General features: G+C 63.7%; 28 protein-coding genes. 13 read left to right on the top strand and 15 right to left on the bottom strand.

Annotation, left to right across the window (positions count from 1 at the left end):
* Positions 1-210: 210 nt before the first annotated feature.
* Entirely contained in the window at positions 211-1,281 is a 1,071-nt protein-coding gene (locus tag ACT9T4_RS19900; protein ID WP_499118608.1) for a s-methyl-5-thioribose-1-phosphate isomerase, read from the bottom strand.
* Between the two features lie 135 nt (positions 1,282-1,416).
* Here ACT9T4_RS19900 and ACT9T4_RS19895 point away from each other — a divergent pair, with 135 nt between their 5' ends.
* Positions 1,417-2,736: a TRZ/ATZ family hydrolase gene (locus ACT9T4_RS19895; RefSeq protein WP_499118606.1), complete on the top strand. Its 1,320-nt coding sequence runs from the start codon at positions 1,417-1,419 to the stop codon at positions 2,734-2,736.
* Positions 2,737-2,951: 215 nt separating this feature from the next.
* Positions 2,952-3,650: a bifunctional 2-polyprenyl-6-hydroxyphenol methylase/3-demethylubiquinol 3-O-methyltransferase UbiG gene (gene ubiG, locus ACT9T4_RS19890; protein WP_042554061.1), complete on the top strand. Its 699-nt coding sequence runs from the start codon at positions 2,952-2,954 to the stop codon at positions 3,648-3,650.
* A 64-nt stretch (positions 3,651-3,714) separates the two neighbouring features.
* Here ubiG and hpxK read toward each other — a convergent pair whose 3' ends face one another.
* From hpxK to ACT9T4_RS19855, 7 genes are all read right to left on the bottom strand, one after another.
* Positions 3,715-4,992: an allantoate amidohydrolase gene (hpxK, locus tag ACT9T4_RS19885; RefSeq protein ID WP_042554060.1), complete on the bottom strand. Its 1,278-nt coding sequence runs from the start codon at positions 4,990-4,992 to the stop codon at positions 3,715-3,717.
* Positions 4,992-6,224: a pyridoxal-phosphate-dependent aminotransferase family protein gene (locus ACT9T4_RS19880; RefSeq protein ID WP_499118603.1), complete on the bottom strand. Its 1,233-nt coding sequence runs from the start codon at positions 6,222-6,224 to the stop codon at positions 4,992-4,994. Before ACT9T4_RS19880 ends, hpxK begins: the two co-directional genes overlap by 1 nt.
* A gap of 25 nt (positions 6,225-6,249) precedes the next feature.
* Positions 6,250-6,987: an amino acid ABC transporter ATP-binding protein gene (locus ACT9T4_RS19875; RefSeq protein WP_042554058.1), complete on the bottom strand. Its 738-nt coding sequence runs from the start codon at positions 6,985-6,987 to the stop codon at positions 6,250-6,252.
* A complete protein-coding gene (locus ACT9T4_RS19870; protein WP_499118638.1) occupies positions 6,968-7,624 on the bottom strand; it encodes an amino acid ABC transporter permease in 657 nt (218 codons plus the stop codon). Before ACT9T4_RS19870 ends, ACT9T4_RS19875 begins: the two co-directional genes overlap by 20 nt.
* A complete protein-coding gene (locus tag ACT9T4_RS19865) occupies positions 7,624-8,289 on the bottom strand; it encodes an amino acid ABC transporter permease (protein ID WP_042554057.1) in 666 nt (221 codons plus the stop codon). Before ACT9T4_RS19865 ends, ACT9T4_RS19870 begins: the two co-directional genes overlap by 1 nt.
* Before the next feature lie 10 nt (positions 8,290-8,299).
* Entirely contained in the window at positions 8,300-9,094 is a 795-nt protein-coding gene (locus tag ACT9T4_RS19860; RefSeq protein WP_373565149.1) for a transporter substrate-binding domain-containing protein, read from the bottom strand.
* Positions 9,095-9,355: 261 nt separating this feature from the next.
* Positions 9,356-10,195: a MurR/RpiR family transcriptional regulator gene (locus ACT9T4_RS19855; protein WP_042554056.1), complete on the bottom strand. Its 840-nt coding sequence runs from the start codon at positions 10,193-10,195 to the stop codon at positions 9,356-9,358.
* A 131-nt stretch (positions 10,196-10,326) separates the two neighbouring features.
* Between ACT9T4_RS19855 and hpxX the strand changes: the two genes are divergently transcribed.
* The 7 genes from hpxX to ACT9T4_RS19820 all read left to right on the top strand — a co-directional run bounded on the left by hpxX (position 10,327) and on the right by ACT9T4_RS19820 (position 15,550).
* Complete coding sequence (gene hpxX / locus ACT9T4_RS19850) at positions 10,327-10,515, top strand: oxalurate catabolism protein HpxX (protein ID WP_042554055.1); 189 nt, start codon at positions 10,327-10,329, stop codon at positions 10,513-10,515.
* Positions 10,512-11,906 (top strand): AtzE family amidohydrolase, encoded by a 1,395-nt coding sequence (locus tag ACT9T4_RS19845; RefSeq protein WP_499118601.1) that lies wholly within the window; start codon positions 10,512-10,514, stop codon positions 11,904-11,906. Before hpxX ends, ACT9T4_RS19845 begins: the two co-directional genes overlap by 4 nt.
* Before the next feature lie 4 nt (positions 11,907-11,910).
* On the top strand, positions 11,911-12,294 hold the full coding sequence (hpxZ, locus tag ACT9T4_RS19840; RefSeq protein WP_042554053.1) for an oxalurate catabolism protein HpxZ: 384 nt from the start codon (positions 11,911-11,913) through the stop codon (positions 12,292-12,294).
* 190 nt (positions 12,295-12,484) lie between these two features.
* On the top strand, positions 12,485-13,156 hold the full coding sequence (mupP, locus tag ACT9T4_RS19835) for an N-acetylmuramic acid 6-phosphate phosphatase MupP (RefSeq protein ID WP_042554052.1): 672 nt from the start codon (positions 12,485-12,487) through the stop codon (positions 13,154-13,156).
* 9 nt (positions 13,157-13,165) lie between these two features.
* Complete coding sequence (locus tag ACT9T4_RS19830; protein WP_499118598.1) at positions 13,166-13,591, top strand: VOC family protein; 426 nt, start codon at positions 13,166-13,168, stop codon at positions 13,589-13,591.
* Between the two features lie 22 nt (positions 13,592-13,613).
* Positions 13,614-14,354 (top strand): YciK family oxidoreductase, encoded by a 741-nt coding sequence (locus ACT9T4_RS19825; RefSeq protein WP_042554050.1) that lies wholly within the window; start codon positions 13,614-13,616, stop codon positions 14,352-14,354.
* A gap of 272 nt (positions 14,355-14,626) precedes the next feature.
* Positions 14,627-15,550: a GGDEF domain-containing protein gene (locus tag ACT9T4_RS19820; protein ID WP_042554049.1), complete on the top strand. Its 924-nt coding sequence runs from the start codon at positions 14,627-14,629 to the stop codon at positions 15,548-15,550.
* 110 nt (positions 15,551-15,660) lie between these two features.
* On the opposite strand, the gene rluB is transcribed toward ACT9T4_RS19820, so the two are convergent.
* From rluB to ACT9T4_RS19785, 7 genes are all read right to left on the bottom strand, one after another.
* Positions 15,661-16,833 (bottom strand): 23S rRNA pseudouridine(2605) synthase RluB, encoded by a 1,173-nt coding sequence (gene rluB, locus ACT9T4_RS19815; protein ID WP_499118596.1) that lies wholly within the window; start codon positions 16,831-16,833, stop codon positions 15,661-15,663.
* 140 nt (positions 16,834-16,973) lie between these two features.
* On the bottom strand, positions 16,974-17,153 hold the full coding sequence (locus ACT9T4_RS19810) for a DUF1289 domain-containing protein (RefSeq protein WP_042554047.1): 180 nt from the start codon (positions 17,151-17,153) through the stop codon (positions 16,974-16,976).
* Complete coding sequence (scpB, locus tag ACT9T4_RS19805; RefSeq protein WP_042554046.1) at positions 17,150-17,962, bottom strand: SMC-Scp complex subunit ScpB; 813 nt, start codon at positions 17,960-17,962, stop codon at positions 17,150-17,152. The genes ACT9T4_RS19810 and scpB overlap by 4 nt, the downstream gene beginning before the upstream one ends.
* Positions 17,963-18,028: 66 nt before the next feature.
* The gene (locus tag ACT9T4_RS19800; protein WP_499118593.1) at positions 18,029-18,922 is read right to left on the bottom strand and encodes a DUF4261 domain-containing protein; all 894 of its coding nucleotides are present in this window, start codon (positions 18,920-18,922) and stop codon (positions 18,029-18,031) included.
* Positions 18,923-18,981: 59 nt separating this feature from the next.
* Entirely contained in the window at positions 18,982-19,833 is an 852-nt protein-coding gene (locus ACT9T4_RS19795) for a segregation and condensation protein A (protein ID WP_444964377.1), read from the bottom strand.
* Between the two features lie 4 nt (positions 19,834-19,837).
* Positions 19,838-20,467: an L-threonylcarbamoyladenylate synthase gene (locus ACT9T4_RS19790; RefSeq protein WP_042554043.1), complete on the bottom strand. Its 630-nt coding sequence runs from the start codon at positions 20,465-20,467 to the stop codon at positions 19,838-19,840.
* A gap of 12 nt (positions 20,468-20,479) precedes the next feature.
* Entirely contained in the window at positions 20,480-21,343 is an 864-nt protein-coding gene (locus tag ACT9T4_RS19785) for a PHP domain-containing protein (RefSeq protein ID WP_042554042.1), read from the bottom strand.
* A gap of 108 nt (positions 21,344-21,451) precedes the next feature.
* Here ACT9T4_RS19785 and ACT9T4_RS19780 point away from each other — a divergent pair, with 108 nt between their 5' ends.
* The 4 genes from ACT9T4_RS19780 (at position 21,452) to ACT9T4_RS19765 (ending at position 24,408) form a co-directional block, all read left to right on the top strand.
* On the top strand, positions 21,452-21,751 hold the full coding sequence (locus tag ACT9T4_RS19780; protein WP_042554041.1) for a YciI family protein: 300 nt from the start codon (positions 21,452-21,454) through the stop codon (positions 21,749-21,751).
* Positions 21,752-21,773: 22 nt separating this feature from the next.
* A complete protein-coding gene (locus ACT9T4_RS19775) occupies positions 21,774-22,457 on the top strand; it encodes a response regulator transcription factor (RefSeq protein WP_499118590.1) in 684 nt (227 codons plus the stop codon).
* Between the two features lie 122 nt (positions 22,458-22,579).
* On the top strand, positions 22,580-22,987 hold the full coding sequence (locus ACT9T4_RS19770) for a Spy/CpxP family protein refolding chaperone (RefSeq protein ID WP_042554039.1): 408 nt from the start codon (positions 22,580-22,582) through the stop codon (positions 22,985-22,987).
* A 95-nt stretch (positions 22,988-23,082) separates the two neighbouring features.
* Positions 23,083-24,408, top strand: a complete 1,326-nt coding sequence (locus tag ACT9T4_RS19765; RefSeq protein WP_042554038.1) for a sensor histidine kinase — start codon at positions 23,083-23,085, stop codon at positions 24,406-24,408.
* Positions 24,409-24,936: the final 528 nt, after the last annotated feature.

Below are 24,936 nucleotides of genomic sequence, written 5' to 3'. Positions count from 1 at the left end.
TTTTTTCTGGTGAAACTCCGCCGCGTTCATTGGGAACCTGGCGAAGCGCGTCGCAATGGCATCAGGCCAGCGACGACTCACGACAAATCAATACGTTATGCCATGCATTCGAGCAGTAATGGCGACCGCTGACGGCGCCCCTGAAAACTGCCGGAGCTTACCACAAAGCGTGCCCCGCACCTATCCCTGAAGGCTCATGAAGCCAGGGGCTCAGTGCAGCCGCTTGCGCGACATCAACTGGGCGATCTTGGCAGCGTCCGGGCGTTCGATCACGCCCTTCTCGGTGACCAGAAAATCCACCAGATCGGCGGGTGTCACGTCGAACTGCGGCTCGATCTCGTCCACACCGGCCACCCGCTCGCTCTGCGGATAGGCCAACGGCGCATGACCGAGCTCGTGAAAACACTCCTCGCCGCTCTCGGCCTGCAGGTCGATGACGGCGCTCGGCGCCACCACCATCAGCCGTACGCCATGGTGCATGGCGGCGACCGCCAGCTGATAGGTGCCGATCAGGCCAAGCACGTCTCCGTTGGCAGCGATTCGCTCGGCGCCGACGATGGCCCAGGTGATGCCACGGTCCTTCATCAGGTGAGCCAGCGCAGCATCCGCGCTGAGCGCCACGGCGATGCCCTCTTCACGCAGCTCCCAGGCCGCCAGCCGAGCACCCTGCAGCAACGGGCGGCTTTCGCCCAGATAGCAGCGCTCCAGCAGCCCCTCGAGCCGAGCAGCGCGGATCACCGCCAGCGCCGTGCCAAAACCACCACTGGTCAGCGCCCCGGCGCAGCCGATGCTGAGCAGATTCTGCGAATTGCCCTGAAAACCGCGAATCAGCTCCACCCCCAGCTGTGCCATGACCAGGCTGGCCTCGCGATCACGCTGATGAATGCCGTGGGCTTCGTCCTCCATCACGTCCAGCGGCTGCGCGCCAGGCCGAGAGCGCGCCAGCCGCTCGTGCATCCGCAGCAGCAAACGCTCGCATTCGAGGGCATGGAGGCCCGCCTCGGCGAGCCGACTGGCATCCACCTGCAACCCGGCATACCAGTCGCCACCCTCGTCGGCACGCTGGCGCGCCCCGAGCACCAGGGCGTAAGCACCGCAGATGCCCCTGGCGGCAGCCCCCTGCAGCGCACCGCCAGCAAGCATTTCCACAACGGCAGACACCGAATGACAGGCATGCCAGACCTGCTCACCGGGCAGGCGGCGTTGATCGAGCACATGCAGGGCACCCTCGCGCCAGACAAAGCCCACGACCTGCTCGGCAGCCAGCAAACGCTCGCGCATTACCCACTCCATCCTCGAAAGCCGGCCAGTATACGCCGCGCGAACCGGCAGCCGCACCTCGCGCACGGCGCTACGCACTTTCAAGATCACGGCATTCCTCTATAGACTCGGCGTTTTCAACGACGGAACCCACCCATGGCAGACGCTCCGCTCGACCTTTTACTGCTGCCCACCTGGCTGGTGCCGGTCGAGCCCGCAGGCGTGGTGCTGCACGATCACGGCCTGGGCATTCGCGATGGCAAGATCGCCCTTATCGCACCACGCGCTGATGCCTTGCGGCGCGGCGCCACGCAGATCCGCGAGCTGCCTGGGCGCCTGCTGACACCGGGCCTGATCAACGCCCACGGTCACGCGGCAATGACGCTGTTCCGCGGCCTGGCCGACGACCTGCCACTGATGACCTGGCTGGAAAAGCACATCTGGCCGGCAGAAGCCAAGTGGGTCGATGAGCGGTTCGTTCAGGACGGCACCGAACTGGCCATTGCCGAGCAGATCAAGAGCGGTATCAGCTGTTTCGCCGACATGTACTTCTTCCCCGAGATGGCCTGCGAGCGGGTGCACGCCAGCGGCATGCGCGCGCAGATCAGCATTCCGGTGCTGGATTTCGCCATCCCCGGCGCCCGTGACGCGGACGAGGCGCTGCGCAAGGGCGTGACGCTGTTCGACGAAATGCGACACCACTCGCGCCTGAGCGTCGCCTTCGGCCCTCACGCGCCCTACACCGTCAGTGACGCGAACCTCGAAAAACTGCGCATCCTCGCCGAAGAGCTGGACGCCGGCATTCATATGCACGTGCACGAAACCGCCTTCGAAGTGCAGCAGAGCCTCGAACAGCATGGCGAACGCCCGCTGGCCCGCCTGCACCGCCTCGGCCTGCTCGGCCCGCGCTTCCAAGCCGTGCACATGACCCAGATCGATGATGACGATATAGCCCTGCTGGTCGCCACCAACAGCAGCGTGATCCACTGCCCGGAGTCCAACCTCAAGCTGGCCAGCGGCTTCTGCCCGATCGAGAAACTCTGGCAGGCCGGCGTCAATGTCGCGATAGGTACCGACGGTGCCGCCAGCAACAACGACCTTGACCTGCTCGGCGAGACCCGCACCGCCGCGCTGCTGGCCAAGGCCGTAGCCGGCTCGGCCAGCGCCCTGGACGCACACCGCGCGCTGCGCATGGCGACCCTCAATGGCGCCCGCGCCCTGGGCCTCGACGGCGAGATTGGCTCACTGGAGCTCGGCAAGGCCGCCGACATCGTCGCCTTCGACTTGCGCGGCCTGGCCCAGCAACCGGTCTACGACCCCGTTTCGCAGTTGATCTACGCCACCTCCCGAGACTGCGTCGAGCACCTCTGGGTCGCTGGCAAGCCACTGCTCGAAGACCGCAGACTGACGCGCCTCGACGAGGAACGCATCATCGCGACCACGCGACAGTGGGGCGCAAAAATCGGACACCGCTAAGAACCTTGCCGAGGCAGTCAGCTCGAGCCCGTTTTTAACGCAGTGATGACAACGCCGGTAATTTTTAGGGTGTCCGATAGCCGGGCGTCCGACCCATTGAGCGCAAACTACGGCAAACTGTCACACATCAGAGGCCAGCCGCGCGCCGAGCAAAGCTGGCAACATGCACGCACTGCGCGTCATGTCATACGCATTCGCTTTATTCAGGGAAAACCATGAGCAACGTCGACCAAGCCGAAATCGCCAAATTCGAAGCCCTCGCCCATCGCTGGTGGGACAAGGAAAGCGAGTTCAAGCCCTTGCACGAGATCAACCCGCTGCGGGTCAACTGGATTGACGAACGCGCCGGGATGGCGGGCAAGAAGGTACTCGACGTTGGCTGCGGTGGCGGCATTCTCAGTGAAGCCATGGCTCAACGTGGTGCCACGGTGACCGGCATCGACATGGGCGAAGCGCCGCTGGCTGTGGCCCGCTTGCATCAGCTGGAATCGGGCGTTGAAGTCGATTACCGGCAGATCACCGCCGAAGCCATGGCAGAAGAGATGCCCGGCCAGTTCGACGTGGTCACCTGCCTGGAAATGCTCGAGCACGTGCCCGACCCGTCGTCGGTGATTCGCGCCTGCCACAAGCTGGTCAAGCCCGGCGGCCAGGTGTTCTTCTCCACCATCAACCGCAATCCCAAGGCCTACCTGTTCGCGGTGATTGGCGCCGAATACATCTTGCGCCTGCTGCCGCGCGGCACCCATGACTTCAAGAAATTCATCCGCCCATCGGAACTGGGCGCCTGGAGCCGCGACGCCGGCCTGCAGGTCAAGGACATCATCGGCCTGACCTACAACCCGCTGACCAAGCACTACAAGCTGGTCAACGACGTGGACGTCAACTACATGGTGCACACCAGCAAGGCAGATTGATCCTGCCGGGTCAGCCAGCGCACGCCCACTCGGGCCGTACGCTGGCTATCTCAACGCCCCGCGCTCACTCCACCGACTGGGCCAACGGCGGCTCTATCGCCAACGCCTGAACCCAGTCCACGCAGGCCTGAATCGCCAGCGCCACGTCGTCCACCTCGACGGCCTCGGCCGGGTGATGACTGACCCCTCCTGCACAGCGCACGAACAGCATGCCGACCGGCCAGCGTTCGGCCATGGCGATCGCGTCATGGCCTGCACCACTGGGCAGCGACAGGCTGCGCCCCTGCACCTGGGTCAGCACCTGTGCCAGGGAAGCCTGCATGGCGTCATCGCAACGGGTCGCCGGTATGCCGTAGTACTGGCTGGCATGGAACTGCAGCCCGCGCTGCCGCGCAATCGCCTGCCCCTGGCTCAGCAGGTCGTCGAGCAAATCTGCCAATGCCTGATCCTCCGGACCACGCACGTCCAGGGTCAGGGCGACCTCACCGGGAATCACGTTGACCGCGCCAGGGTGGCACTGCAGGCTGCCCACCGTGGCCACCAACTGCGGATCGCGCTGCGCGGTCTGCGCTTCGATGTAGACCATCCACTGCGCCGCAGCAGCCAGGGCGTCCTTGCGATGACTCATCGGCACGGTACCGGCATGCCCGGCCATACCGACGAAGCGGCAATTCAGCCGGCGCGCACCATTGATGGCCGTCACCACGCCAAGCGCCAGCTCTTCGCGCTCCAGGCACGGGCCCTGCTCGATATGCAGTTCCAGATAGGCGGCGAAGTCATCCGCGTTCCGAGCCGCACTGGGGACCTGCGCCGCATCCAGGCCGACAGCGGTCATCGCCTGGGCGACACTGACGCCATTGGCATCGGCCTGTTCGACCCAGCCTTGCGGCCAGGTACCGGTCAGACCGCGACTACCCAGCAGGGTGATGCCGAAGCGGGTCCCCTCCTCGTCGGCGAAACCGACGATCTCGATGGCCAGCGGCAAACGTATGCCGCGGTCATGAAAGTGCTGCACGGTCTCGATGGCGGCGACCACGCCGAGCATGCCGTCATAACGACCGGCGTTGCGCACGGTATCCAGGTGCGAGCCGAGCAACAGCGCCTGCGCGCCAGCACGCTGGCCTTCGTAACGCCCGCAGATGTTGCCAACGGCGTCCTGCCAGACGCGCATGCCGGCCGCCTGCATCCACTCGCCCACCAGCGCATTGGCACGCAGGTGTTCTGCCGACAGGTACACACGGGTCAGGCCATCGGCAGACTCGCTGATCGCCGCCAGCTCGTCGCAACGCGCCATGATCCGCGCGCCCGCACGGCCTGCCGCCAGCTTGTCCATGGCGCTCATCAGCAACGCTCGCTGTAGTGATCCCAGGCCGCCTGCATCGCGGCGCCCTGAGTGGTACGCAGGCCGAGACGATTGAGTACCGCCTCCAGAGCGCTGAGGGTCTGCATCACGCAGTCCTTGCGGGCGTTGTAGCCCATGGTGCCGATACGCCAGACCTTGCCAGCCAGCGGCCCGAACGACGTGCCGATCTCGATACCGAAGTCCTCGAGCATCAGCTTGCGCACCTGGTCGCCATTGACCGCCTCGGGAATCACTACGCCAAGGACGTTGTTCATCTTGTATTCGAGGTTGCCGAAGGTTTCCAGACCCATGCCCTGGATGCCCTTTAGCAGAGCATCGCCATGCAGCTTGTGTCGGGCGATCCCCTCGTCCAGGCCTTCCTCGCCAATCACCCGTGCGCACTCGCGGGCAGCGAACAGCGCCGACGTGGCTTCGGTGTGATGATTGAGGCGCTCGGGGCCCCAGTAATCGAGGATCATGCCAAGGTCGAAATAGTTGGAGTAGATCATCTCGTCGTCGCCGTCCTGATGAGCAGCGGTACGGATGCCGGCCTCCACGCAGGCGCGGCGACGAATCACCTCCACCATGCTCGCACTGAGGGTGATCGGCGCGGTGCCGGATGGCCCACCCAGGCACTTCTGCAGACCGGCGGACACCGCATCCAGCCCCCAGGCATCGGTGTCCAGCAGGTTGCCGCCCAACGACGCGGTGGCATCGGTATAGAACAGCACGCCATGGCGCCGGCAGATGTCGCCCAGCTCGGCCAGTGGCTGCAGCATGGTGGTCGACGTATCGCCCTGCACGGTCAGCAGCAGCCGTGGCTTCACCTGCCTGATGGCATCCTCGATCTGCTGCGGGGTGAACACTTCACCCCAGGGCACCTCGATGGTGTGAACGTCGGCACGGCAACGCCGGGCGATTTCGCAGAGCAGATGGCCGAAACGGCCGAACACCGGCACCAGCACCTTGTCGCCAGGGCGAATCGCCGAGACCAGAATGGCCTCGATGCCGGCCCGCGAGGTGCCGTCGATCACCAGCGTTGCAGCGTTGGCAGTACGAAAGACGCCGCGGTACAGCGCCATCACCTCGTTCATGTAGTGGGTCATGGCCGGGTCGTACTGGCCGATCAGTTGGCTGGACATGGCGCGCAGCACACGGGGATCGGCATTGATCGGGCCCGGTCCCATCAACAGACGCTGGGGCGGATTCACTGGCAGGAAAGTCGTGTTCATCTGGGATTTCTCGTTCTAAAGACGCTCAGTTCAGTCCACGCACGGACGAAATGAATTGCTTGAGTTCGGCGCTCTGCGGATTGGCGAACAGCTCGCGGCTGGGGCCCTGCTCCCACACGCGCCCCTGGTGCATGAACACCACGCGGTCGCCAACTTCCTGGGCGAAGTTCATTTCGTGGGTGACCAGAATCAGCGTCATGCCTTCCTTCGCCAGTTGCTCCAGCACCTTGAGCACTTCGCCGACCAGCTCGGGATCGAGGGCCGAAGTGATCTCGTCGCACAGCAGCACCTTGGGCGACATGGCCAGCGCACGGGCGATGGCGACCCGCTGCTGCTGGCCGCCGGAGAGGTTGGCCGGGTAATAGTCCATGCGATCGCCCAGGCCGACCTTTTCCAGCATCTGCGCGGCCAGCTCGCGGCACTCGGCATCGCTCTTCTTCAGCACCCGACGTGGTGCCAGCATGACGTTCTCACGGGCGGTCATGTGCGGAAACAGGTTGAAGTTCTGGAACACCATGCCGACCGAGCGGCTGATCTCCCGCGCCTGGGAGTCACGGTCGGTGACGGTCATGCCGCCGAGCTTGATGCTGCCATCCTGATAACCTTCGAGGCCGTTGATGCAGCGCAGCAAGGTGCTTTTCCCCGAGCCGCTGCGGCCAATGATCGACACCACCTCACCGACCTCGATATCGAGGTCGACCCCTTTGAGTACGTGGTTGTCGCCGTAGTACTTCTGTACCTGATCAATGGTGATGAGCGGCATTGAATTTCTTCTCCAGATACTGGCTGTAACGCGACAGCGGATAACACATGAGGAAGTAGCCCAGCGCCACCAGACCGAACACCTTGAAAGGCTCGTAGGTGACGTTGTTGAGAATGGTGCCGGCCTTGGTCAGCTCGACGAAACCGATGATCGACGCCAGAGCCGTGCCCTTCACGACCTGCACGGCGAAGCCAACGGTCGGTGCAATACCGATGCGCAGCGCCTGGGGCAGGATGACGCGAAACAGCGTCTGACCGAAATCCAGCCCCAAACAGCGGCATGCTTCCCACTGGCCCTTGGGCAGCGCACGGATGCTGCAGTGCCAGATGTCCACCAGGAACGCACTGGTATAGAACGTCAGCGCCAGCGAGGCAGCCGTCCAGGGCGATACATCTATCCCCAACAGCGCCACGCCGAAGAACGCCAGGAACAGCTGCATCAGCAGTGGCGTCCCCTGGAACAGCTCGGTGTAGCCGCGAATCAGCCAATGTGGCCAGACCCGCTTGGACAAGCGCGCCATGACCAGCGGAACGGCCACCAGGGTGCCGCCGATGAATGCCGTGAGAGACAGCAGAACGGTCCAGCGCGCAGCCAGGAGCAGATTGCGCAGGATGTCCCAGTCGGTGAAGGTGGTCATCATGGCTGATCTCCAAACCATTTGCGGCCGGCAGCCAGCAACAGCTGACGCATGGCGATGGACAGTGCCAGGTACATCAGCGTGGTCACCAGATAGACCTCGAAGCTCAGAAAGGTACGTGACTGGATCAGGTTGGCGGCGAAGGTCAGCTCCTCATGGGACACCTGGGAAACCACCGACGAGCCGAGCATGACGATGATGCACTGGCTGACCAGCGCCGGATAAATGCGCTTCAGGGACGGCGGCAAGACCACCTGAATGAAGGTTTGCGTGCGACTCAGGCCCAGCACGCGCCCCGCCTCCCATTGCCCCCGCGGCGTGACCTGAATGCCGGCACGGATGATCTCGGTGCTGTAGGCCCCCAGATTGATCAGCATGGCCAGCAGCGCAGCCTCTCCCGCCGTCAGTTTCAAGCCAAGATTCGGCAAGCCGAAAACGATGAAGAACAGTTGCACCACGAAGGGCGTGTTGCGGATCAGTTCGACATAGACGCCCCACAGGCGACTGAGAATGGTCGGGCGGCCGCTGCGCAGTGCAGCGCCCAGAATGCCCAGGGCCACGCCGCCCACGGTCGCCATCACCGTGAGCTGGATGGTTACCCAGAGGCCGGAAAGCAACTCCGGCCAGTAGGGCCACAGGGCGGAAAAATTCAGCTGCGCCATCATCGCGAAATCCTTATGCGCCCAGGTTCGCCGGCAGCGGCGCCTTCAGCCACTGTTCCGACAGACCGTTGAGCGTGCCATCGGCCTTGGCCTGATCGATCAGCGCATCGACCTTGGCCTTCAGCGCGGCTTCGCCTTTGCGCAGGCCGATGTAGCAAGGCGAATCCTTGAGCATGAACTTGGCGACGGGTGCCCGATCGGCGTTCTGCCGCTCGATGGCCGCGACCACCAGGTTGCCGGTGGCAACGAACTCGACCTGCCCGGACAGATACGCGGACAAGGTCGTGTTGTTGTCTTCGTAGCGCTTGACCTGTGCACCGCTCGGCGCCACCTCGGTCAGCACCATGTCTTCGACGGCGCCGCGGGTGACGCCGATCGATTTGCCTGCGAGCTCCTCGGCGTTCTGCAGGGCCTTGTCCTTGGCGCCGAATACACCGAGAAAGAACGGCGCATAAGCAGCACTGAAATCGATCACCTGTTCGCGCTCGGCGTTCTTGCCGAGGCTGGAGATGACCAGATCGACCTTGTCGGTCTGCAGATACGGAACACGGTTGGCGCTGGTGACGGGAACCAGTTGCAACTTAAGTTTCATCTCCTTGGCCAGGTACTTGGCCATGTCGATGTCATAGCCCTGGGGCTGCAGATCGGTGCCCACGGAGCCGAAGGGTGGAAAATCCTGCGGCACGGCGATACGGATCACGCCGCGTTTCTCGATGTCCTGCAATTGGTCCGCCAGGGCGGTCGTGGCCTGGGTCAGCAACAGACCGGCAGCCAGTATCGCGATCAATCCTTTCTTCATTTTCGTCACCCCGTTAACGTCAGCCATGAAACGAAAGATTCGTTATCAAGGATTTTGCAACCAACGTGCCACAGCCTTTCATGCCATCGATTTTTTCTGCGATCACCCTCATCGATACAGAAAAACCTCCGGATAGCGGGCCCTCCAAGGCAACCAGCGATCATCCAGGCCGCTCTGGTGCCGCCACGGAGCGGTCGTTTTTCCAGAATCGCGCCACAAAAAAGGGCGCCAAAACGGCGCCCACTTCAATTCATGCACCACTGAGGTGCACTACCGTTGTTCCAGCTCGTCGAGTTGTCCATACAACGTGGCGATCTGATGAATTCGCTGCCGCCCTCCGGTCAACTGCTCGTGCAGCACGGCATTGACCAGCAGGTTGATCAGGCTGTTGGCGCCCGCGTAGCTGTCGAAGGCCGACACGCTGTCCAGCGGCGTACACAACTGCCACCTGGCCAGTTCGATGATTGCCTGGGCCTGGGGCTCGCAGATAACCAGCGTCGGAACCTGCTGCAACTGCAAGGCCTGTAGAAGCGGGCGGATGATCCGCGGCCGACGCCGGAACGCCAGCACCACCACCATGTCCTCGCCAGTCAGATCCACCAGCTCCTCAGACAGCGTCTGCCCGGGCTGGGGCAGCACCTGAACGCCACTACGGATTTGCAGCAGTTGCTGGCGCAGGTGCAACGCCACGGGAAAGGCATTACGCATGCCGATGACGAAGACTCGCCTGCTGCTACCCAGTGCCTGCACCACTTCGGTGAACTGGCCAGCATCGATGCCGTTCACCCACTGGGTGAGATTGGCCATCTCCTGCTTGTAATGACGAGCCAGCAAGGTGTTGCCCTGCACCGCGTCGCGGCTGTCTGCGACCGGCATGCCACTCTGGCGCAGGGTACGCTGCTCCTCGCGCATGTCCTTGTATTTTTCATAGCCCAGGCGCTTGAACAGGCGGCTTACGGTCGCCTTGGAGACGCCAGCCAGCCGGGCCAGTTCGGCACTGTTGTAGCTGACCAGATCGTCGTAATGGTCGAGCACGAAGTCGGCGATCCGCTGCTCCTGAGGCGCGAGCTGCGAGTAATGACTGCGCAGACGTTCATCGAGTTGATTCATGGTGGCGCCTTGTAACTTTCGTTTCATTCAGCCGATGATATAGGAAGTCACCTGCCTGCTTGAAGTCGCAGCGCAGAAACCCGTCAACCCGCGCCAGGAGGCTGTGCCGCTGCCTCCGAGAGGAGATCACCATGACACAGACCACGCCCGACTGGGCAGCGTACGTCACGCAGATGGAAGAGGTTCTGGCCCTGCAACTGGACGATGCGCGCCGCCAGGAATTGCTCACCCAGTTCAGCCGCATCGCGGCAATGGCCAAGCCGCTGATGGACTACCCGCTCGACGACCGACTGGAAGTCGCGGGAGTCTACAAAGCATGAATCCAGCACTCTTATCGATTGCCCAGCTGCGCGCTGCCCTGGCATCCGGCGAGCTCAGTGCACGTGAAATAGCCGAGCACAGCCTGCAAGCCATCGAGCGGCACGACCCGGCGATCAACGCCTGGACGCAGATCACCCAGCTGCGCATGAAAGACGAAGCGGACAACCTCGACCGCCTGCGTCGCCAGGGCTCGCCCCTGCCCGCCCTGGCGGCCGTGCCCTACGCCGTGAAGAACCTGTTCGATGTCGCGGGCTTCCCGACTCTGGCCGGAGCGCGCATGTTCCAGAACCGCCCAGCAGCAACTGTCGACGCCTGGGCGGTACGCCAGTTGGCAGCCAGCGGCGGCCTGCTGTCGGGCATGCTGAACATGGATGCTTACGCCTATGGCTTCACCACGGAAAACACTCACTTCGGCGCAACCCGCAACCCCCACGATCTCTCCCGCATCGCGGGCGGCTCTTCCGGGGGCTCGGCAGCCGCCGTTGCGGCCGGACTGGTGAATTTCTCACTGGGTAGCGACACCAACGGCTCCATCCGCGTACCGGCATCGCTGTGCGGGATATTCGGGCTGAAGCCCACCTTCGGCCGCTTGTCGCGCAGCGGCTCACACCCGTTCGTGGGCAGCCTAGACCACATCGGCCCACTGGCACGCAGCACCCGCGATCTCGCCGAGGTTTACGACGTGCTGCAAGGCCATGACCCGCAAGACGGCTTTCAGGCCGCGCAGGATAGGCAGCCGGTAACGGCGCTGCTGGAGCGCGACCTCGATGGGCTGCGCTTCGGCGTGCTTGGCGGTTACTTCCAGCAATGGTGCGACGACAGCGCTCGCGATGCCGTGGCCCAGGTGGCCAAGGCCCTCGACGCCAGCGAAGAAGTCATCCTGGCAGAGGCAGAACTGGCGCGTACCGCCGCGTTCATCATCAGTGCATCGGAGGGCGGCAACAGCTACCTGCCGGCACTGCGCAGCTCGCCGGATTCCTTCGAGCCGCTGTCACGCGAGCGCCTGCTTGCCGGTGCGATGATCCCGGCTGCCTGGTACGTGCAGGCGCAACGCTTCCGTCGTCACTTCCAGCAGCAGGTCCTGCCGCTGTTCGCCGGCGTGGATGTGTTGATCGCACCAGCGACGCCCACCAGCGCGACGCCCATCGGCCAGGAAACCCTGCGCATCAACGGTACCGACCTGCCGATCCGCGCGAGCATGGGCATGCTGGCTCAACCGATCTCCTTCCTCGGCCTGCCGGTGGTCAGCGTGCCGCTGCGCACTGCGGGTGGCCTGCCGATCGGCGTGCAACTGATCGCCGCGCCGTTCAACGAACAAGCCTGCCTGCGCGCCGCCAGCGCGCTCGAGCGCATGGGCATCGCCCACGCAACACCTGCCAACCTGGAGTGACGCGATGAATACTGAACAGATAGATCTGCCGGACGTTCTGGCGGAGGTCACCCATGCCTTCCAGCGCTACGAAAAAGCCCTGACCGGCAACGATATCGACGTGCTGGACGAGCTGTTCTGGCACGACGAACGCACGGTACGTCTGGGCGCCGGAGAAAATCTCTACGGCATCGGCGAAATCCGCGCGTTTCGCGCTGCGCGGCCAGCGACAGGGCTGTACCGCGAACTGAGGAACACGGTCATCACCACCTACGGCGACAGCTTTGCGGTGTGCAGCACCGAGTTCACCCGGGAAGGCAGCGACAGGATCGGGCGCCAGCAGCAGAGCTGGGTGAAACTGGCAGGCAACTGGCGCATCGTGGCCGCACAGGTCAGCTTGATGAGCTGAAGTGCCAACCCTTCACTGCACGCTGCGACAAAGTGACATACAGTGAGAGCATTACCACGGCCCAATCAGACGCTGGAAACTGGCAACATGAGACGCTGCAGCTGGTTGACGACCAACTGCCAGCCCGCTGCCGAACACCAGCCTGCGGGCCGATATGCCAACGCTAGACTCGAATCCCCAAGGAGGCCTGATGCGCTTGCGCGCGGTTCTTTTCGACATGGATGGCACGTTGCTCGACAGCGCGCCGGATTTCATCGCCATCTGCCAGGCCATGCGTGCCGAGCGCGGTCTGCCGCCGGTGAATGAAAAGCTGATTCGCGATCACGTCTCCGGCGGCGCCCGGGCGATGATCCTCAATGCCTTCGACATCGACCCGATGAGCGATGGTTTCGAAACCCTGCGTCTGGAGTTCCTGGAGCGCTATCAGGATCATTGTGCCGTGTTGACCCGCCCCTACGACGGCATCGAGACGCTGCTCGAAGACATCGAACGCGCCAAGCTGATCTGGGGCGTGGTGACCAACAAGCCACTGCGCTTCGCCGAGCCGATCATGCAACGCCTGGGCCTGGCCGAACGCTCCTCCATCCTCATCTGCCCTGATCACGTGACCCGCAGCAAACCGGACCCCGAGCCGATGATCCTCGCCTGCTCGACCCTCAAGCTGGATCCGGCCAGCGTGCTGTTCGTCGGCGACGACCTACGCGATATCGAGTCCGGTCGCGACGCCGGTACCAAGACCGCAGCGGTGACCTACGGCTACATCCACCCCGACGACAACCCGCGCCACTGGGGCGCCGACGTGGTGGTCGATCACCCACTGGAACTGCGCAAGGTACTCGATCAGGCGCTGTGCAGTTGCTGAGGCTTGCCCATGTTCAGTTACATCACCCTGGGCTGCAGTGACCTGCAGCGAGCGGCCATCTTTTACGATGCAACCCTTGCACCTCTAGGCCTGCAGCGCTGCACGCCGAACGAGGAAGGCTGGGAGGATTTTCTGGGCTGGGGCACCTATCTCGATAATGGCCGTGAGGAGCTTGCCATCTGGCTCTGCAAGCCCTTCAACGGTGAAGCACCCAGCTCAGGCAACGGCAGCATGATCGCCTTCAAGGCCAATAGCTGGCAGGCCGTACGAGACTTTCACCACGCAGCGCTCGCCAACGGCGGCCATTGCGAAGGCCCGCCAGGCCTGCGCCCCCACTATGGCCCCGACTTCTTCGGCGCCTATGTCCGTGATCCAGATGGACACAAACTGGCAGCGGTCTGTCGTGGCTTCACGATTGATCCGGCCTTTTCCTGATTCATTAGCTAGAGAAATTCCCATGTTCGATTACAGCGCCCGCCCCGACCTGCTCAAGGATCGTGTGATTCTGGTCACCGGAGCCGGACGTGGCATTGGCGCAGCAGCGGCCCGCGCCTATGCGGCCCATGGCGCCACCGTGCTGCTGCTCGGCAAGAGCGAAGACAACCTGGCGCGCACCTACGACGCCATCGAGCACGCTGGCCATCCGCAACCGGTAGTCATTCCGTTCGATCTGGAAAGTGCCCTACCGCATCAGTACAACGAACTGGCTGCGATGATCGAAAAGCAATTCGGCAAGCTCGATGGCCTGCTACACAACGCCTCGATCATCGGCCCGCGCACGCCGCTGGAGCAGTTGTCCGGCGAGAATTTCATGCGCGTCATGCAGGTCAACGTCAACGCGATGTTCATGCTGACCAGCACGCTGCTGCCGCTGCTCAAGCTGTCGGCCGATGCCTCGGTGGTATTCACCTCGAGCAGCGTAGGGCGCAAGGGCCGGGCTTACTGGGGCGCCTATGCGGTATCCAAATTCGCCACTGAAGGGCTGATGCAGGTGATGGCCGACGAAGTCGACGGCATCACGGCGATTCGCGCCAACAGCGTCAACCCGGGCGGCACCCGCACCGACATGCGCGCCCAGGCTTACCCAGGCGAGAACCCGGAAAGCAAACCGCTGCCCGAGGCCATCATGCCGGTCTACCTGTACCTGATGGGCCCCGACAGCCAGGGCATCAATGGCCAGGCCTTCGACGCCCAATAGGTACGCCAGGCGACCCGGTCATCATCGGGATCGCCCACTCCAGCCCTCGCCATCGCGCGGCCGACGTGCCGTGACAGTAAATTGTCGCGGCAACGCCCGAACCGGCAAATGATTGCCGTCCTTCTGACGGCGCATTGCCACTAATGGCCATGCGCCTCCCTCCCCAGCAGCCAACCTGTTGAACCTTAAGGCTTTTATACGGCCCAAAAAGACTGGCACGAAATTCGCTCTATTGCTCACAAGCCGTAACGAAGCGCCAGAGGTTCACCAAAATGGTTCCACCCAGCCAGAAAAACACGATCGATTTCGACGCTGCCAAGCTGCAGCGCCTCGGCTTCTCGACTCGTAAGAATGAGGCTCGCCCGATCAGCCTCGCGCAGTTGCGCCAGCGCCTCGGCCTGCAACTGCAGACCAGCCTGGATGCCGAACGCATTCTCGGCATGTTCTTCCGCGAGCTGCAGCATCTGGTGCCGGTCGACGCACTGGGCTACCAGCACTCGAGCAGCGATCTGCGTCTGGAGATGGGCCAGCAGGCCAATCATTCGGCCACCTACCGCCTCAGCCACGAGAGCGAGTATTTGGGCGAACTGACCTTTCGCCGCCGCCAGCGTTTCTCCGATCAGGAGCTGACGCAACTGGAGTCGTTACTGGCCAGCCTGCTGTTCCCTCTGCGCAACGCCCTGCTCTATCGCGTTGCCATCCAGAGTGCGCTGCGTGACCCGCTGACCAATACCGGCAACCGCATTGCCATGGATCAGGTACTGGGCCGGGAAATCGAACTGGCACGCCGTAACGCTCAGCCGCTGTCGCTGCTGATGCTGGATATCGACCACTTCAAGCGCATCAACGATGAACATGGTCACAGTGCAGGCGACGAAGTGCTGAAAGCCGTCGCCACGACCCTCAAGGACCAGTTGCGCAATATCGACATGGTGTTCCGCTACGGCGGTGAGGAGTTCCTGGTGCTGCTGTCCGGCACACCGCGCGAGGGGGCCGCACTGGTCGGCGAGCGCCTGCGCCAGGCAGTTCTCGATCTGCAGTGCGTGGCTCAGGGCAAGCCCATCGAGCTGTCGGTCAGCCTCGGCTGCGCGGCTCTGGAGCCGGGCGAGTCGATCGAAAGCCTGCTTAACCGCGCGGACAAGGCGCTGTACAGCGCCAAACGCAATGGCCGCAATTGCATGGCCATGGCCGGTTGATCGACCAATAGAAGCTTCGCCAGACCGGAAAATCAAAAGGGCCCCACTCCTGACGGAGGGGGCCCTTTTTCATGGCCGCTGGCAGCCGCTACGCGCTGCCTTACGACCAGTCACTGCGGCTTGCGGCTACCACGACCGAACCCCGGACGCTGACCTTCGCCTGCCGGGCGACCGCGGCCCTTGTCGGCACCTGCCGGCTTGCGCGGTGCGCGTTCGCCGGATTCGGCACGCTCGCCACGCGGTTTGCCGGGTTTCTTGCCGACGTCACGTGGGCGCTCGGCCACTGGCGTGCCGCGCGAGGGCTCGCTGCGGCCCTCTCCACGCGGTGCACGCGTCGGGCGTTCGCCCTGCTCGTCACGCGCGCCACGACCATTGCCGGTTCCCTGAGCGGGAGCTGGAGCGCCAGGGCGCAGGGTACGCGCCGGACGCTCACCTCGACCAATGGGTTTGGCGGCCTTACGTTGCAGACGATCGAGCTTCTCGCGAGTCTTTTCCTTCATTTCCGGCAGAGCCACTGGCTTGAGGCCGACCTCCTCGCTGAGGATGTCGACTTCGCGCTGGCCCATTTCGCGCCAGCGGCCCATTGGCAGGTCGGAAGTCATGAACACCGGGCCGAAGCGCACGCGCTTCAGACGGCTGACCACCAGCCCCTGGGACTCCCAGAGGCGGCGCACTTCGCGGTTACGACCCTCCATGACCACGCAGTGGTACCAGTGGTTGAAGCCCTCACCGCCAGGTGCTTCCTTGATGTCGGTGAACTTCGCCGGGCCGTCTTCGAGCATCACGCCGGCCTTGAGGCGTTCGATCATCTCCTCGTCGACTTCGCCACGTACGCGCACCGCGTACTCACGGTCCATCTGATAGGACGGGTGCATCAGGCGGTTGGCCAGCTCACCGTCGGTGGTGAACATCAGCAGACCGGTGGTATTGATGTCGAGGCGGCCGATATTGATCCAGCGGCCTTCTTTCGGACGCGGCAAACGGTCGAAAACGGTTGGGCGCTTTTCCGGGTCGTCGCGGGTGCAGATCTCACCATCGGGCTTGTTGTAGATCAGCACGCGGCGCACGGTTTCCGCCGCTTCTTCGCGGCGCAGCACGCGGCCGTCGATGGCGATGGCGTCGTGCAGATCGACGCGCTGGCCCAAGGTGGCATCTTTGCCGTTGACCTTGACGCGGCCGGCACTGATCCAGGACTCGATTTCGCGGCGCGAAGCAAGACCCATGCGAGCCAGGACTTTCTGCAGTTTTTCGCCAGCGGGGCTGTATTCTTCGGTTTCACTCATCTGGGCACCTCCCGGTGTTCTCTGGTGATAGGACGATCATGTCGTCGAAGGGGCGCGCATCATACGCGGATAAGGCGCTCGACGCACCTGGCGCAAGAGCATAGCTGAGCAAATGACGGCGTCCAGCCAGCGATGTCGACTCAGCGCTTGCGCCGGGCTTTCGGGCCAAGCGAGATCAGGCGCATATCCGCTTCGGCCATCACCAGGCGCTGTTCAGCCTTGTCGAGTTTTTTCCAGGCCTTTATCTCGGCCTTGCTGCGCCCGCAGCCCAGGCAGATGGTATCGCTGAACTTGCAGACGCTGATGCAGGGATCTTTCATGGGCTCTCTTCACGGCTGTCATCCTCAGCTGTAGAGACATCACCCTGCTCTTCGCGGTTCGGCTCTTCGTCACCGCGCGCCAGATCATCGAAATCGGTTTTCAGGCCCTGCTCCATGGCATCGAGTTCGGCCAGCAGCGAACCGAAGCTGGTCTCGGCAGCGGCTTCGGAGCGGCCATCCGCTTCAGGTTCTTCGCCCTGGGCAAGATCGGCACGAGCCTGCAGGCTCGGCGGTACGTCCGGATCGTCATCCTGGGCCAGGATCGGCTCGGGCTCCAGTTCGCGCAGCGCGGCCAGGGGCGGCAGCTCATCGAGGTTCTTCAGATTGAAATGATCGAGAAAGCCCTTGGTGGTGGCGAACATCGCCGGCCTGCCAGGTACCTCCCGGTAGCCCACCACGCGAATCCACTCGCGCTCCTGCAGGGTCTTGACGATCTGGCTGTTCACGGCCACACCGCGAATTTCCTCGATCTCGCCACGGGTGATGGGCTGACGGTAGGCGATCAGCGCCAGGGTTTCGAGCATGGCACGGGAATAACGCTGCGGCCGCTCCTCCCACAGACGCCCCACCCAGGTGGAAAGGTTCTCGCGGATCTGCAGGCGATAACCGGATGCCACTTCCTTGAGCTCGAAGGCCCGCCCCTTGCAGCTGCCGCCCAGAATCGCCAACGCCTTTCTGAATATGTCCGCCCCGGGCCGCTCGGTTTCCTCGAACAACTCCATCAGCCGTTCCAGCGACATGGGCTTGCCGGCTGCCAGCAGCAGGCCTTCGAGCAGGGTGGAGAGTTGTTTGGGATCGGACAGGTTCATCGTCTGGGCAAGGTCTGCTTGGTTCTGGGGCGGCGCCAGCTTAGCAAATCAGCGAGCGCCACGCCGTCACTGGCTGACGATCTCGCTCGCCGCGATGATCTCTGCAACCAGCACGCGCTCGGAGCCATGCAGGTAGTACTCGCCCTCGGCTGGATCGCGCAACCGCATGAACTCGGTTTCGCCGATCTGCATGGTGTGCCCCGCCTCCATGTGCGCGCCGCTCTGGATCAGATAGCCGAGCACGGTATTGAAGATGTCCATGTAACGCTGGCCTTCATGGTGACCGGCAGCCAGCGCGGCGAAATCCGACAGGCCGAAGGCATCACTGCCATAAGTACGCATCCACACACCATGCACCCCCTCGACCTGATACTTCACGAAGCCGCAGTACAGCATGGTCAGCGGCAGGTCACGGAGGATCTCCAGACTGTGCTCGCCCATGTCTTCATCGGCGAACACGGCAGCCGGCAAGGAGGTATGCGCCGTTTCGTTGAGCACCGCCAGCGCCCCGAAACCAGCCAGCGCCCCGGCAACGGCAGCCAGGGCCACGTATTGCTCCAGCGGATCGGTTTCATGACCTGCGTAGTACAGCAGAATGTGGCTGGTCTGTTGCCGCACCTCGTCCTTGACCTGCTGTGGGTAGTGCGCCGGAGCGACGCAGTTTTCCAGAGCGTCAGCAGGAAAGGGATGGTCGAAACCGACCATTTTCACCACATGGGAACCCCAACCGGCCAGGGCGAAGAACTGTTCAACCTCGTTGGCGATGTCACAGCGGGCATCGCTCATGCTCGGATGGTAACGGCGCAGGGCCGCCGTCAGGGGCGCCTCGGCGATCCGCAGAGGCTGGGCGAACACCACCTGCAGGCTGAGCGGGTTGTCGATGCCTGGCTTGGCGACCAGTTCGGTGTTATCGGGGCTGCTGCCGTCCTGACGGCCGAAGAAGCGGGAAAACAGACTCATTGAATCGTCCTGATTAATGGCTGGAAATAGCGATGGAAAGTGAAAGCGATTACTGCGGCTCAGCGCTCGTCCGCCATTTCCTCGACGCTCTGTTCATTGCGCAGACGTACATGCACGGCGGCGAACGCCTCGTTCTGCACCAGTTCGACCAGCGACTCCTTGACCAGTTCGAGAATCGCCATGAAGGTCACCACCACACCGAGGCGCCCCTCCTCGGCCGTGAACAGCTCGACGAAGGGCACGAACTCCCCGCCCTTGAGGCGTTCCAGCACTTCGCTCATGCGCTCACGGGTCGAGAGCGCCTCGCGGCTGACCTGATGGCTCTCGAACATATCGGCGCGGCGCAGCACTTCGGCCATGGACACCAGCAGTTCCTGCAGACTGACCTCGGGCAGCAACTTGCGCGCTCGCGCTTCGGGGGCTTCGACCCGCGGCACGGTCAGGTCACGGCCAACCCTGGGCAAGGTGTCGATGCCTTCGGCCGCCGCCTTGAAGCGTTCGTACTCCAGCAAACGACGAATCAGTTCGGCACGCGGATCGTCCTCCTCCTCTTGCGCCTCGGAGGAGCGTGGCAGAAGCATGCGCGATTTGATCTCGGCGAGCATGGCGGCCATCACCAGGTACTCGGCGGCCAGCTCCAGGCGCACGCTGTGCATCAGCTCGACATAGCCCATGTACTGGCGGGTGATCTCCGCCACGGGGATGTCCAGCACGTCGATGTTCTGCTTGCGAATCAGGTAGAGCAGCAGGTCCAGCGGGCCTTCGAAGGCCTCGAGAAACACCTCGAGAGCGTCCGGCGGAATGTACAGATCCACCGGCATCTCGGTGAGCGCCTGCCCGTAGACCAGGGCGAACGGCAACTCCTGTTGAGCACCGGCCTGGCTGTCGAGCTGTTCGGCAGGGGCGGACATCGGCTCAGCGCTGCTCGGCAAAGGGTGACGGATCGCCGCAGCCAACGCGGATCACCTCGGGCTCGTCGTCCACCAGGCTGATTACCGTCGAGGCTTCCAGGCCACCGAAACCGCCGTCGATGATCAGGTCCACCTGATGCTCGAGTATCTGGCGCATTTCATAGGGATCGCTCATGGGCAGATCCTCGCCGGGCAGGATCAGGCTGACACTCATCATCGTCTCGCCCAGTTCCTCCAGCAGCGCCGAAGCGATCGGGTGATTGGGCACGCGCAGGCCGATGGTACGGCGCTTGGGGTGCAGCAGCATGCGCGGCACTTCCCGGGTGGCGTTGAGGATGAAGGTGTAGGGGCCGGGTGTGTGGTTCTTCAGCAGGCGAAAGGCGGCGGTGTCCACCTTGGCGAAGGTGCTGAGCTGCGACAGGTCACGGCACACCAGGGTGAAGTTGTGTTTGTCATCGAGTTGACGCAGGCGACGAATGCGCTCCAGCGCACTCTTGGCGCCCATCACGCAACCGACCGCGTAGGACGAGTCGGTGGGATAGACCACCACGCCGCCATTGCGGATGATTTCGACCGCCTGCTTGATCAGGCGGGCCTGAGGACTTTCCGGGTGTATCTGAAAAAACTGGCTCATGGTCAGGGGCTCTCAAACGGCATCGGAAGACGGGGCGCAGGCGAACCGCGTCCAGATGGGTGACAGATCTTCGGGCAACGGTCGGTACAGTCCCAGTTCCGACCAGTCACCGGGCGCGTGAAAATCGCTGCCGACACTGGCCAGCAGACCGAACTCGCGCGCCAGGATCGCCAGGCCTCCGACCTGCTCCGCAGGCTGCATGCCGTTGACCACCTCCAACGCATGGCCACCAGCCGCCGCAAAAGCCGTCACCAGCTTGCGCCGCTTGCTGCGGGTGAAATCGTACTGCCAGGGATGAGCCAGGCTGATCCATGCGTTGGACTGGCGCAGGGTATCGAGCGTTTCATCTAACGTAGGCCAGTGCTGCTTGACGTCGCCCAGCTTGCCGGAGCCCAGCCACTTGCGGAATGCATCGGCGCGGTCCTTGACGTAACCGCCGCGCACCAGAAACTCGGCGAAATGCGGTCGCGCCGGCGCGTTGCCGCTCTCCCCCTGTGCCTGCTGAATGGCCCGGGCGCCTTCCAGCGCACCATCCATGCCCTTGAGCGCCAGGCGCCGGGAAATCTCCTCGGCACGCAACCAGCGGCCCTGGTGCAGGTCGGCGATCGCCTGGCGCAATGCCGGCGCTTCACTGTCGAAGGCATAGCCGAGCACGTGGATGGTCGCCCCGCCCCAGGTGCAGGACAGCTCGATGCCATTGACCAGCCGCATCCCCAGCGCCGTGGCGGCCGCGCTGGCCTCATCGAGCCCTTCGAGGGTGTCGTGATCGGTCAGCGCCAGCATCTGAACGCCACGCCCATGGGCGCGGGCAACCACTTCGGCAGGCGGCAGCGCGCCGTCCGAGGCGGTGCTGTGACAGTGAAGATCAACCTGCATAAGGGGCGCTTTCCCGACGATTCATGTTTGTTATTATGCCTCGGCTGGCAGATTCTTGCTGGCACTGCACAGCGTTCCCACCCGATGTTTCCGAACACAAGGATCGACATGCTCTACGCCATCATCGCCACCGACGTGGAAAACTCCCTGGAGCGTCGTCTTTCCGTACGCCCTGCCCACCTGGCACGCCTGGAAAAACTGAAAACCGAAGGACGCCTGATCATCGCCGGCCCCAACCCGGCCATCGACAGCAACGACCCAGGCCCGGCCGGTTTCAGCGGCAGCCTGATCATTGCCGAATTCGAATCACTGGACGCCGCCAAAGCCTGGGCCAATGCCGATCCCTTCCGCGAGGCCGGCGTTTACGCGGAAATAGTGGTCAAGCCGTTCAAACACGTGCTGCCCTGATCAGGAATCGTCGCCTCTTACCATGAGCAATCTGCTGCTGATCGACGACGACGTCGAACTCTGTGACCTGCTGGCCAGTTGGCTGACCCAGGAAGGCTTCCAGGTCACCGCCTGCCACGACGGCCAGAGTGCCCGCCAGGCACTCGCGCAAAGCGCCCCTGACGCCGTGGTACTGGACGTGATGCTGCCTGACGGCAGTGGCCTCGAGGTGCTCAAGCAGCTACGCAGCGAACACCCCGAACTGCCCGTGCTGATGCTCTCTGCCCGGGGTGAGCCGCTGGATCGGATTCTCGGCCTGGAGTTGGGCGCCGACGATTACCTGGCCAAACCCTGCGACCCCCGTGAACTGACCGCCCGCCTGCGCGCCGTGCTGCGCCGCAGCCTGCCGCCCGCCACCTCCAGCCAGCTGGAACTGGGCGATCTGCGCTTCAGCCCGGCGCGCGGCGTGGCCGCACTTGGCGAAGATGGCCAGGAGATCGTCCTAACCCTGTCCGAAAGCCGGGTCCTCGAAGCACTGCTCAAGCAACCCGGCGAGCCGGTGGACAAGCAGGTACTCGCGCAACTGGCCCTGGGCCGCAAGCTGACCCTGTACGACCGTAGCCTGGACATGCACGTCAGCAACCTGCGCAAGAAAATTGGCCCGCACCCGGATGGTCGCCAGCGCATCATCGCCCTGCGCAGCCGCGGCTATTACTACGCGATCTGAGCAACTTACATAGCACTCAGTCTCTTTACCCTGCCTTTACCTTGGCTGACCGCGCCTTACCTTGAAACCCCTAATCTGGGCACATCCGGCAACTGGCCGGTTTCGAGACAAGGAGATACACCATGCGCAAGACCATGACCGCCCTGCTCCTCGCCATGACCCTGCCGACCCTGGCAATGGCAGCCCCCGGTGGTGACCATCGCCCAGGCGCTGATCACGGCCCGCGGTTCTTCCATGAGCTGGATCTGAGCAAGGACCAGCAACGCCAGGTACACAAACTGATGGGCGAACAGAGAAAGAACGATCGCGAACTCACCCAGCGTTATCTGGACAAGCTGCCGGCTGCCGACAAGCAGGCGCTGGAAACCGAGCGCAAGGCTTCCCGCGACAAGCAGCAGAGCGCCATTCGCGCCCTGCTGACCCCGGAACAGCAGAAGACCTTCGACGAACAGGCGGCCAAGATGAAAGAACGCAAGGCCGATCGCGAAGCCTTCGAAGCCTGGAAAGCCGAACACAAGAAAGCTGGCTGATCGTGACAGCCCGTCGTCTGAAGACCAGATGACGGCCCCACTACTCGCCTGTGCCACCTCGAGTGGCACAGGCTTCTGCGTCTGAAGGAGTTCACGTGCGTTCATTGTTCTGGCGGATTCTCGGCAGCTTCTGGCTGGCGATTGCCCTGGTGGCAGGCCTGTCCATGCTGCTGGGTCGCGCCCTGAATCAGGACGCCTGGATTCTCAACCAGCACCCCGGCCTGGAAAACCTGCCCGCACAATGGGTGCAGGCGTATGAAACGGACGGCGCACGCGCCGCGCAGGACGTGCTGGAAAAGCGCAAACGGCGTTTTCGCATCGACACCCAGGTGCTGACGGAAACCGGTCAGCCTGTGGTTCGCGGCACCTTCCCGCCCCGCGCCGCGGCCTTCGAAGAGCGCAACGAGGGCGAGCGGCGCTTGCCCTGGCGGCGCCTGACCACCGATTACACCAGCCCGTCGAGCGGTGAGACCTACCTGTTCATCTACCGCATCCCGCACCCGGAGCTGGATGCCTGGCACCGTGGCAGCCTGCTCTGGCCGCTGAGTGCGCTGGGTATCGCACTGGTGGTGCTGACCCTGTTCAGCCTACTGCTGACCCTGTCCATCACCCGCCCGCTGGATCGTTTGCGTGGCGCGGTACACGACCTCGGGCAGACCGCTTACCAGCAGAACAGCCTGGCGCGCCTGGCCAGCCGCCGTGATGAACTGGGTGTGCTGGCCAACGATTTCAACCGCATGGGCGCGCGCCTGCAGGACCTGATCGGCAGCCAGCGTCAGCTGTTGCGCGACGTCTCCCATGAGCTACGTTCGCCGCTCGCCCGCCTGCGCATCGCCCTGGCGCTGGCGGAACGCGCAGAGCCTGCGGAGCGGGAAAAACTCTGGCCACGGCTGATTCGCGAATGCGATCGCCTGGAAGACCTGATCAGCGAAATCCTCGCCCTGGCACGCCTCGACGCTGAACCGGGTTCGGCGCAGGGCATCGACCTGGCACAACTGGCCGGCAAGCTGCGCGAAGACGTCAAACTCAGCCATCCCGAACAGCAACTGGACGTCAGCCTGCAGCCGGGCATGCACCTGCTGGGCTGGCCGGACATGCTCGAGCGGGCGCTGGACAACCTGCTGCGCAACGCCCTGCGCTTCAGCCCCGAGGGGCAGCCCATCGAGTTGAATTTCGTACGCCGCACCGATGAGGTGTACCTGGAGGTCCGCGACCACGGCCCAGGCGTTCCCGAACAGCACCTGGCACAACTCGGCGAACCCTTCTTCCGCGCCCCCGGCCAGAGCGCTGCCGGCCACGGCCTCGGCCTGGCCATCGCCCGCCGCGCCGCAGAACGCCACGGCGGTCGCCTGCAGCTGGAAAACCATCCGGACGGTGGTTTCAGCGCCAAACTCATTCTGCCGCTTGAGGCGGTGGTTTAACGTGACGGCGGGCCGCGCCCGCGATTCGCGCGCATGGCGCGCTCCCACACAGATGTAGGGCGGATCGGGACGCGTAGCTGACGCTCTTTTCATTCACCATCGCGGTCACGAAGCGGTGAGCTGACATCGTGCGACACACCGTGGGAGCGGGCCATGCCCGCGATTCGCGCGCATGGCGCGCTCCCACACAGATGCAGGGTGGATCGAGACGCGTAGCTGACGCTCTTTTCATACACCATCGCGCTCAAGAAGCGGTGAGCTGACACCGTGCGCTCCACCGTGGGAGCGGGCCATGCCCGCGATTCGCGCGCCTCGCGCGCGCCCAAATAAGCAGGTCGCCGTCCGTTGTCGATAGTTCCCACGTGCCTGCGTGGTCACACGAGGTACTGGACGCGGAGCGTCCTCAGAGGCGTTCCCACGCAGGAGCGTGGGAACGATCCATCGCGGTCACGAAGCGGTGAGCTGACACCGTGCGCTCCACCGTGGGAGCGGGCCATGCCCGCGATTCGCGCGCCTCGCGCGCGCCCA

Source organism: Pseudomonas sp. SZ40 (genome assembly GCF_052958135.1).
The sequence above is the reverse complement of the archived record's forward strand: the minus strand, read 5'-3'. Positions and strand labels throughout refer to the sequence as shown.